Source organism: Ruegeria sp. BHSB056, from assembly GCF_059613305.1.
In genome coordinates, this window is sequence record NZ_JBXWSG010000122.1 from 1 (window position 1) to 8,752 (window position 8,752).

The 8,752-nt window shown below is 59.8% G+C and carries 13 protein-coding genes; 2 read left to right on the forward strand and 11 right to left on the reverse strand.

The window, feature by feature from the left end; all coding sequences use genetic code 11:
* Window positions 1-73: 73 nt before the first annotated feature.
* A complete protein-coding gene (locus tag AC2FND_RS18845) occupies window positions 74-481 on the reverse strand; it encodes a hypothetical protein (protein WP_496771272.1) in 408 nt (135 codons plus the stop codon).
* A gap of 44 nt (window positions 482-525) precedes the next feature.
* Entirely contained in the window at window positions 526-1,719 is a 1,194-nt protein-coding gene (locus tag AC2FND_RS18850; RefSeq protein ID WP_496771273.1) for an aminotransferase-like domain-containing protein, read from the reverse strand.
* A gap of 150 nt (window positions 1,720-1,869) precedes the next feature.
* On the opposite strand from AC2FND_RS18850, the gene AC2FND_RS18855 reads away from it, so the two are divergent.
* Window positions 1,870-2,640 carry an FCD domain-containing protein gene (locus tag AC2FND_RS18855; RefSeq protein WP_496771274.1) on the forward strand — a complete coding sequence of 257 codons (771 nt, stop codon included), beginning with the start codon at window positions 1,870-1,872 and terminating at the stop codon, window positions 2,638-2,640.
* Window positions 2,641-2,663: 23 nt separating this feature from the next.
* Here AC2FND_RS18855 and AC2FND_RS18860 read toward each other — a convergent pair whose 3' ends face one another.
* The 7 genes from AC2FND_RS18860 to AC2FND_RS18890 form a co-directional block, all read right to left on the reverse strand.
* Window positions 2,664-3,497: a hypothetical protein gene (locus tag AC2FND_RS18860; RefSeq protein WP_496771275.1), complete on the reverse strand. Its 834-nt coding sequence runs from the start codon at window positions 3,495-3,497 to the stop codon at window positions 2,664-2,666.
* A gap of 201 nt (window positions 3,498-3,698) precedes the next feature.
* Window positions 3,699-4,259 carry a F0F1 ATP synthase subunit B gene (locus tag AC2FND_RS18865; protein WP_480487178.1) on the reverse strand — a complete coding sequence of 187 codons (561 nt, stop codon included), beginning with the start codon at window positions 4,257-4,259 and terminating at the stop codon, window positions 3,699-3,701.
* A gap of 5 nt (window positions 4,260-4,264) precedes the next feature.
* On the reverse strand, window positions 4,265-4,816 hold the full coding sequence (locus tag AC2FND_RS18870; RefSeq protein ID WP_209506152.1) for a F0F1 ATP synthase subunit B': 552 nt from the start codon (window positions 4,814-4,816) through the stop codon (window positions 4,265-4,267).
* Between the two features lie 86 nt (window positions 4,817-4,902).
* Complete coding sequence (locus tag AC2FND_RS18875; protein WP_005981269.1) at window positions 4,903-5,127, reverse strand: F0F1 ATP synthase subunit C; 225 nt, start codon at window positions 5,125-5,127, stop codon at window positions 4,903-4,905.
* Window positions 5,128-5,175: 48 nt separating this feature from the next.
* The gene (locus AC2FND_RS18880) at window positions 5,176-5,961 is read right to left on the reverse strand and encodes a F0F1 ATP synthase subunit A (protein ID WP_496771276.1); all 786 of its coding nucleotides are present in this window, start codon (window positions 5,959-5,961) and stop codon (window positions 5,176-5,178) included.
* 2 nt (window positions 5,962-5,963) lie between these two features.
* Window positions 5,964-6,296, reverse strand: coding sequence for an AtpZ/AtpI family protein (locus AC2FND_RS18885; RefSeq protein ID WP_480483780.1), 333 nt, complete (start codon window positions 6,294-6,296; stop codon window positions 5,964-5,966).
* Between the two features lie 184 nt (window positions 6,297-6,480).
* The gene (locus AC2FND_RS18890) at window positions 6,481-7,392 is read right to left on the reverse strand and encodes a DMT family transporter (RefSeq protein ID WP_496771277.1); all 912 of its coding nucleotides are present in this window, start codon (window positions 7,390-7,392) and stop codon (window positions 6,481-6,483) included.
* A gap of 84 nt (window positions 7,393-7,476) precedes the next feature.
* Between AC2FND_RS18890 and AC2FND_RS18895 the strand changes: the two genes are divergently transcribed.
* Window positions 7,477-7,812, forward strand: a complete 336-nt coding sequence (locus AC2FND_RS18895; protein WP_480483782.1) for an ArsR/SmtB family transcription factor — start codon at window positions 7,477-7,479, stop codon at window positions 7,810-7,812.
* Here the strand turns inward: AC2FND_RS18895 and AC2FND_RS18900 are convergent.
* Window positions 7,809-8,222 (reverse strand): universal stress protein, encoded by a 414-nt coding sequence (locus tag AC2FND_RS18900; protein ID WP_267367733.1) that lies wholly within the window; start codon window positions 8,220-8,222, stop codon window positions 7,809-7,811. The two genes, AC2FND_RS18895 and AC2FND_RS18900, sit on opposite strands and share 4 nt — an antisense overlap.
* 125 nt (window positions 8,223-8,347) lie before the next feature.
* Window positions 8,348-8,752 (reverse strand): EamA family transporter (locus tag AC2FND_RS18905; protein WP_496771278.1); only part of this gene is annotated, 405 nt, incomplete at its 5' end.

Genomic DNA, 8,752 nt, shown 5'->3' on the forward strand with positions numbered 1-8,752 from the left:
GTTGCGCAGGATATGGGATATCAGTGCGAGTTATCCACAACATCTTGCCGAAATGCGCAGGAACACGCGTATGTCAGTATGGGCTGCATTCAAAGACCTGATACCCGGTACTACCTCCGATATTTTCGTAGATGCCATAGTCGATACATTCATATCTGGGCGTCGAGACGGCAGTCAGCAGCAACCGTTCCCCCGCCTCGCGGTCACACCCCAGAACACCAACCGTAACAGCCGCATCGCCCAGCACGTCGAGGATCGGGCAGCCCGAAACCTGCGCCATGGCCAGCGCGGCGCGATCCCGAACAGGGCCTAGCCGCGGTGCATATTGCGCGTTGATCCGCACCGCCTCGGCGAGATAGCCGCGCACGCGCACATCAAACACACTGCCGTTCACCGCCACGCGAGTGGCAGGAACCTCGAGGAAATGCGGGGTCCCGGCGGCGCAGGCGGCCAGCAGGAGCGGAGCGAGAAACCGGATCATGCCGCAGAGTTGCAGCAATTTGGTTAACAGAACCTTTCTGGACGTCAGGCGCGCAGAACTTGGCCCAACCGGCGGATGCCTTCACGGATTGTTGCCTCGTCCGAGTTCGAGAAGCTGAGCCGGATCGTGTTTGCCCCGCTGCCGTCTGGGAAAAACGCCTGCCCCGGCACAAAGGCCACTTTCACCGTATCCAGCGCCTGCGCCAGCAGATCAGACCCACTGATCCCGGCGGGGAGTGTCACCCAGACGAACATGCCGCCTTCGGGGCGCGTCCACGCCACCCCGTCGGGCATGTGCTGTTGCAGCGCATCCAGCATCGCATCTCGGCGCGCGCGGTAAGTGTCGCGCACTTTCGGAATATGGGTGTCAAAACACGCTTCCGCCACCTGATGCACGGCCATCTGGTTGATGGTCGCCGAATGCAGATCCGCCGCCTGTTTCAGCAGAACCATCTGCGAGATGATCGGCTTGGCCGCAACAACCCACCCCATGCGCAGACCCGGTGACAGGGTTTTCGAGAAGCTGCCACAATAGATCGTCCGGCAGTTTTCGATCGACCCCTTTCGTGCCTGTTCCAGAGCCAGGATCGGCGGGATCGGATCACCGTCATAGCGCAGTGCCTGATAGGCACCGTCTTCGATCAACGCGCAGTCCAGTTCGTCGGTCAGGTCCAGCAAGGCCTCACGACCCGGGCGGGTCAGGGTTTCGCCTGTCGGATTGGCAAAATCGGGCGACAGATAGGCGAATTTCACGGCGCCATCCCCTGCCGCAGCCCTGAATTCATCGGCCCCCTTGTTGCCATTGAGCCGGTCAAAGCGCGGCTCATACGCGTTGAACGCGGCAAGAGCACCCAGATAGGTGGGCCACCCGACCAAGGCCGTGTCGCCGGGGGACAGGAACAGCTTGCCCAGATAATCCAGCGCCTGCTGCGAGCCCGAGGTGATCAGGACGTTGTCCATGTCACATTCCACCCCGATTTCGCGCATGTGCTGCACCAGCCACCGGCGCAGGGGAGCATAGCCTTCGCTGACGGAATATTGCAGAGCCTGCGCCTGCATGTCCGGCCCCAATGCCTGCTGAAACGCCTGAGCGAAAGCTTCGGCGGGAAAAAGCGCGGGGTCTGGAATGCCACCGGCAAAGGAAATGATACCGGGCTGATCGAGCAATTTCAGCAGCTCGCGGATTTCTGACGCCTTCATCCGGGAGGCCCGGGTGGCAAACAAAGGGTGTTGGGACATGAGGCTCCTCCGATCTCATTTCGGCGCAGCCTATGCTTTCTCAAATTAAAGTCAACACTTCTGACCTAATATTTCAGCGGATGTGACCGGGTATTCTTGAACAGCCCCCCGGTCCATGGTCAAATGAGTTGACCAATTTCGGAACAGATCATGCCTTTTCAAAAAGTTCAGACGGAAAAACTGTCGCTTGCGGTCGTTCGCCAGATCGAACTGTTGATCCTGCGCGGCATCCTGCGCCCCGGTGAGCGCCTGCCGCCCGAGCGTGAGTTGGCTGAACGGATGGGTGTGTCGCGCCCGTCCCTGCGCGATGCGGTGTCCGAGCTTCAGGAACAGGGGTTGCTGACAACAAAAGCCGGGTCCGGGATCTATGTGGCCGAGGTTTTGGGCTCGGCCTTTTCACCTGCGCTGATCCGGTTGTTCAGCAGCCATGACGAGGCCGTATTCGATTACCTGTCCTTTCGCCGCGACATGGAGGGGCTGGCGGCGGAACGGGCCGCGCGGCTGGGATCAGAAAGCGACCTGAAGGTTGTTCAGGCGATCTTTGACAAGATGCGGGCGGCCCATGACCGGAACGCCGCGGACCAAGAGGCACAGCTGGATGCCGAGTTTCACATGGCCATCATCGAGGCCAGCCACAATGTGGTGATGCTGCATATGATGCGGTCGATGTATGACCTGCTGGTACAGGGTGTGTTCTATAACCGACGGACAATGTTCCGGCAGCGCGCGACCCGCGAGGCCATTCTGGACCAGCACAGCACTATCAACGCGGCCCTTCAGGCCCGCGATCCGGCAGCCGCACGTCAGGCCGTCGAAACGCATCTGAGCTTTGTCGAACGCTGCATGATCGATCAGCAGAAGGCCGAGCGGAACGAGGCTGTTGCGCAGCAAAGGTTGCAGCACGAAACCCGTCAGGCCTAGCGCTTTCCAAGCGCCCTCAGGGATCAGGCGGCCCCGGTCTCGGGCTGGATCAGATGGGACGGGAAAGCTGCGCCACTGCCTTCGCCCAGATCGTCATTCGGGGCGATGGTTGTCAGGGCCGGGTCGATGAACAGCCGCGCGCCCCGATCCCTGAGATGTTTGTGCAGCATCACATGTTCGCACACGAGGTCGCCCTTTTCGTCCCGGCAGGAATAGCGCAGGCCACGCAGGGCGCGGGTCTTGTACATTCCTGCACCGCCAAAGGCGCTGTCGACCGGTATCAGTGGCATATCGGACGGGATGTGGTACTGCCGGTCGAAAACCGCTGATTTCAGAAGAACTTTCCGCCACTTTCGGCGCCCGAACAGCGGTTTGCGCGTTGTCTGAATTCTTTGCCAGACGTCTTCGTCACACCAGCCCGCGCAACGCAGGGCGTAGATATCGTAATAGGCCGGTTGGGAATTGGCGAAGACACCTTCCCAGCGCGGTACGGACCGTTGTGCGGCAGTCAGAACCGTCTGAACGTCCAGACAGACATTCGGCCCGTTCAGATCCAGCACCAGTGTCAGGTCGTGACCGCTGTCGCGTTCTTCCAGCCTGTTGAGGACAGCGTTTCTGGCCGCCGTAATCCGCTCGACCCGGTCTGGCAGTCTGGACGCCAGACCATCCATGCGGACAAGGTCCACATTCGGGTCGCGGCGCGCGAATTCGGACAGAACCCGATCTGTACGATCGGCGTTGTCGTTTGTCGCGATGGTCACGGAATAGCGGTGCAAGCGGGTGGTCAGGTCTTCGATCCTGTTGATGCTTTCGATCAGCGCGGCCCCGCCGTTCCTGACCACCCCAACAATATTCATCGAAACGTCTTCGCCTGCCACGGCCCGTCTTTCCCTGCTCTTTTCGCACCCTTAGACCCCAAGCGGAACATTCAGACCCTCTGAAGGGTACAGAATCCGGGTGATGTTCCGGTCAATACAATCAGCCCCGCCACCAAAACAAAAGACCCGACAGCGCAATGCTCTCGGGTCATCTGCGTTTTTTACCTGTCGGTGTCCCCGTCAGTGCAGCTTGGCGCCCACATCTGCGATCGAGGCATCGATCAGCTTGTTCGCCTGCGCGGCTGTCATTTGCTTGGCCAGAACCGAGCTGGCGGCGGCAATCGCAACCGAAACGGCCTGATCGCGCACGTCTTTAACGGCAGAGGCTTCGGCCGAGGCAATCTGGTCCTGCGCAGCAGCCAGACGGCGTTCAATCGACTTTTCGAGATCGACCTTCGCCTGGTCCGCAGCCAGAGCCGCGTCCTGTTTGGCCGCCTCGACAATCGCGTCGGCCTGTGCCTGCACTTCACGCTGCTTGCGCTCGTACGAAGCCAGCAGGCTGCGTGCTTCTTCATGCAGGGCGCGGGCTTCGTCCAGCTCGGCCTTGATGCCTTCGGCACGGTTGTCCAGCGCACCGCCGATCATGCCCGGCACCTTGAAGTAGAACAGGACCGCGATGAAAACGATGAAGCCCAGAAGGACGACAAAGTCAGTATTGCCAAGCGAGAAGAACGGACCGCTTGCAGCCAGCGCGGGGCTGGCGGCACCAACGGTCAGGATAAGGGCAAGAGTGTTCCGCATGTCACTTATCCTTTCATCTGCGCGTCAATGGCACTGTCGATGGCTTTGGCATCCGCCTCGCCGCCCAGCGCGGTGACCAGTTCAGCCGCCGTATCCTTGGCGACCACTTGAATGCTTTCCAGCGCACCGGCCCGGATTTCGGCAATTGCCTTTTCCGATTCAGCCGCCTTTGCAGCGATTTCCGCATCCGCCCTGGCAATCGCATCATCCAGACCAGCCTGGATTTCTGCGCGTGCTTCTGCCGCGATACGCTGCGCTTCGGCACGGGCATCGGCCAGCGCCTTGTTATAGGCCTCCTCGGCCTCGACCGCTTTGGCCTTCAGATCTTCGGCCGCAGCCAGGTCATTTGTAATGGTCCCCCGGCGCTCGGCCAGGATTGCCGCGATGCGGGGCAGAGCCACGCGAGACAGGACCAGAAAGATGACGACCAGCGTAATGACCAGCCAGAAAATCTGGTTGGGGAACCAATCGAAGCAGAGCTGCGGCATCCCGATGGCAGAGCCATGCGAGTCGACGCACGCGCCAACTACTTCTTCGCTAATGGGTTCAGTCGCCATGATGTCCTCCGTCGGAACGTTGTCTTTACAACAGGTGGGCCGCTATGGCTTGGACCCACCTGCGCGTAAGGATCAGGTTCCGCAGATTAGACGGCGAACATCAGCAGCAGCGAGACCAGGAATGCGAAGATCCCCAGGGCTTCTGCGAATGCGATACCGATGAACAGGGTTGCGGTCTGCGAAGCAGCCGCCGAAGGGTTGCGCAGGGCGCCGGCCAGGAAGTTGCCTGCAACGTTGCCCACCCCGATTGCGGCTGCGCCGGAACCGATTGCTGCCAGGCCTGCGCCGATGTGTGCGAGATCGCCTTCCATGATGTATCTCCTTACGAATTGGAAGTTTCGATGTTGGGTTATCGGACCTTAGTGCGAAGGATGCAGCGCATCTTTCAGATAAACACAGGTCAGAATGGTGAATACGTAGGCCTGAATGAAGGCCACAAGGACCTCGAGACCATACATTGCGGTGATCGCCAGAACCGACACGGGCGAAATCAGGGAAATTGCGGCAAAGCCCGCAAACACCTTGATCACCGCGTGGCCCGCCATGACGTTACCGGCAAGACGAATGGAGTGGCTGACGGGGCGCACGAAGTACGAGATCAGCTCGATAATCGCCAAGATCGGGCGCAGCGCCAGCGGCGCGCTGGAGACCCAGAACAGACCCAGGAAAGCGGCACCGTTCTTGACGAAGCCCAGAATGGTCACGGTCAGGAACACGGCCAGCGCCAGCGGGATGGTCACGGCGAAGTGCGACGTGGTGGTGAACGAGGTCGGGATCAGGCCCAGGAAGTTCGCGGTCACGATAAACATGAACAGGGTCATGACATAGGGGAAGAACTTGACGCCTTCCTTGCCGCAGATGTCTTCCAGCATCTTGTAGATGAAGCCATAGGCCAGTTCCGCAATCGACTGCATCCGGGTCGGGACGATGGCGCGCTTTGATGTGCTGAGAACCAGCAGGCCAAAGATAGCCACGATGGCCAGAAACAGCCACAGGGTCACGTTGGTGGGGGTGTACCAGGCAATCTCGCCACCGAACAGCGGCTTGACGATGAACTGGTCCATCGGGTGAAACACCAGGCTGCTGGCTTCTGCTGCGTGGTCTGCGCCTTCGGCGCCGTGTGCTGCGGTGGTCTCGCTTGCCACGTTCAGTCCCTCTCGTCCTTTTCGGCCTGCATATGGGCCGCTTGTTTATCTTGAACCTCTTTCGCGCTGCGGAGCATAACCTTCACGCCCGCGACAAGGCCCAGCAATGTGAACAGCACCAGAAAGATCGGGATCGTCCCGAGCAGGCTGTCCAGCCCGTATCCGATGCCAAATCCGATCCCCAGACCGGAAACCATTTCGATGACCATCCTCCAGGCAAGCTCGCCCCCGGATATGTCACTGTCAGCGCGGGCAGCCGGTTGTCTGGCCTTTTTCGCCGCGTCGATCTTGGCCTCAAGCTGCGCCATACGCTGCTTTTGGTCGTCATCGGTCACGGACGGATTCCTCGCGCTGTCTTGCGCATGGTGCTAAGGCGCGAAAGGCGCAGAGTCAACGGCGTTGATGGCGTGAAATGACGCAGGTTATAACATTGTTTTTACTATGATATTTAAGGGTCATCTGCCCAGTCGGGTTGCCTGCCTTTGACCGGAACGGCAGTAATCGCCCCAAAAACCATATTCAACCTTTTGGTTGATCTTTTCTTGCCCGCTGAGGCCAAAGGCGTCGAACAAGGCGTCCGTCGATCAGCAAGAGCCCGGCAAAAATCGCCGCCATGCCCATCAAATGCTCGGGGTGCAAGGTTTCCCCTAACACCCAGATTCCAAGTATCAGGGCGGAAACCGGTGCGATCAGCGTGACAGTCGAAATGTTGGTTGGCCCGACTCTGGGCAGCAACCAGTAGAAGGCAATGAAAGCGGCCGAGGTCAGCACAAAACCGATCATCAGCAACGAAAGCCAGGTTTCAGTGCGCTCGATCACCGGCAGGCCTTCACGCCAAAGCGCCAGGGGTAATATTGCCAAGGCCGCCCCCGTCAGGGCCAAGGCGACCAGCACCACCGGCTGCATGTCACGGAAGGCCCGCGCAATGTTGACGGAAAACGCGTAACAGATCGGCGCGCACAGGGTCAGCAGAACCGCCCAGAACTGAGAGGTTTCACCATTGCGCAAAATCGGAACGGACAACACGACAATCCCAATGAAGCCGCACAACACGCCAAGGGATTTCAACAGCGTCGCACGCTCGCTTCCCGGCCAGAAATGCGAAACGATGACGGCAAAGGCCGGTGTTGTCGCATTCACGATCCCCGCCACGCCGGACGCGATATGCTGCTGCCCAAGCGCATAGAACGCAAATGGTGCGGCATAGCTGAGCGCCCCGAACCCCAGCAGACCGATGGCGCGCCCGAGTGTCAGGGGAACCGGCATACGGGCAGCAATCACATAGATCCAACAGCCCAGCGCCCCAAATGCAACACGCCCCAATGACACGGATAGCGGCCCAAGTTCGCGCAGCAATATGGCGTTGAACATGAAAGACATGCCCCACCCGATGCCAAGGACGCAGATCACCAGCCAGTATTTCAGCGCCATAGCCGCCCCCCTTGCGCATCACCGCTGCACAGTGACGTGATGGGGGAAATTGTCAAACGGGTTCTCGCCCATTAGGAAAGACCCATGTCCAACGATCTCGACACCGTGTTTGCGGCCCTTGCCGACCCCACCCGCCGCACCATTCTGGCGATGCTGCTGGAGGACGATATGGCCGTGACGGATGTGGCCGAGCCGTTCGAGATGTCGCTGGCGGCGATCTCGAAACATCTGGTCATCCTGACCAAGGCCGGGCTGATATCACAGGAAAAGCGCGGCCGGGTGAAATGGTGCAAGCTGGAACCCGACGCGCTGCGCACCGCTTCGGTCTGGATGCAGGGGTTCGGTCAGTTCGAACCCATCAACCTGGATGCGTTCGAACGGTTTCTGGAAGTCGAGCTTCCGACCTCGGACGAGGCCTAGCGCACCACGAAGACTGACATGCTGGCATGTTTGGCCAGATATCCGGCGTGGCTGGAAAAGATGTAATCGGTGATCCGGGGCGCATGGGTGCCCACGATGATCAGATCTGCACCGATCTCTTCTGCTGCGCGGGTCAGGTCGCTGTCCACTTCGGCAGCAACATCGACCGAGTGTATCTTGCGCACCGCAACTTCGGCCGCGCCTTCTGATGCAAGCTGTTCGGTGAAGTCGGCCAGTTGCTTGTCTATCTCGGCCTCGGTTTCCGAGGATGCACCCATATGGGCCCCGCTGACACTGACCAGAGTGATCTTGGCGCCTTGCCATTTCGCCACCTGCGCGGCGACATCTGCGGCCTTGCGAACCTCGGGCGGCAGATGGCGGTCAATCGGCAGCATGATATGTTTGAACATAATCTCCTCCTTTTGTCCGCTTTCCAAGGTAGTCCTGAGACCAAGGGCCTGCCTTGATCTGGCTCAACAGATTCTGCTTTTGGAATTCGTGGGCAATCTGTACCGGTTTCAGACCGGGAGTGGCTTTATTCAGCTGCCCGGCGTTGGGGGCTGTTGCGCGGGGCCTCTTCCTTCAGCAGCATCAGCAGGGCAATGACCGTCAGCGCCACACCGCCCAGGATCAATCCCGTCGGGACAGGTTTGCCCAGCGCGATTTCCCACAGGATCACCCAGCTTGGCACCAGATAGGTATAGGCCATGACCTTGGCCGACGGCAGCCGGAGCGAGGAGAATTGCACCAGAACGAAACTGGCCGCCGTTGCGAAGAACGAGATATAGAACAACCCGATCCAGACGATGGCGGGAAGGGCTGCCCATTCGGTCGCTTTCAGGTCGGACCAGCCGAACAGGACCAATAACAGGCACCCGGCAACCAGCGTTCCGAACGTGAACACGACGGCTGGTTCTCCGCGGTTCAGCCTGCGGATCAT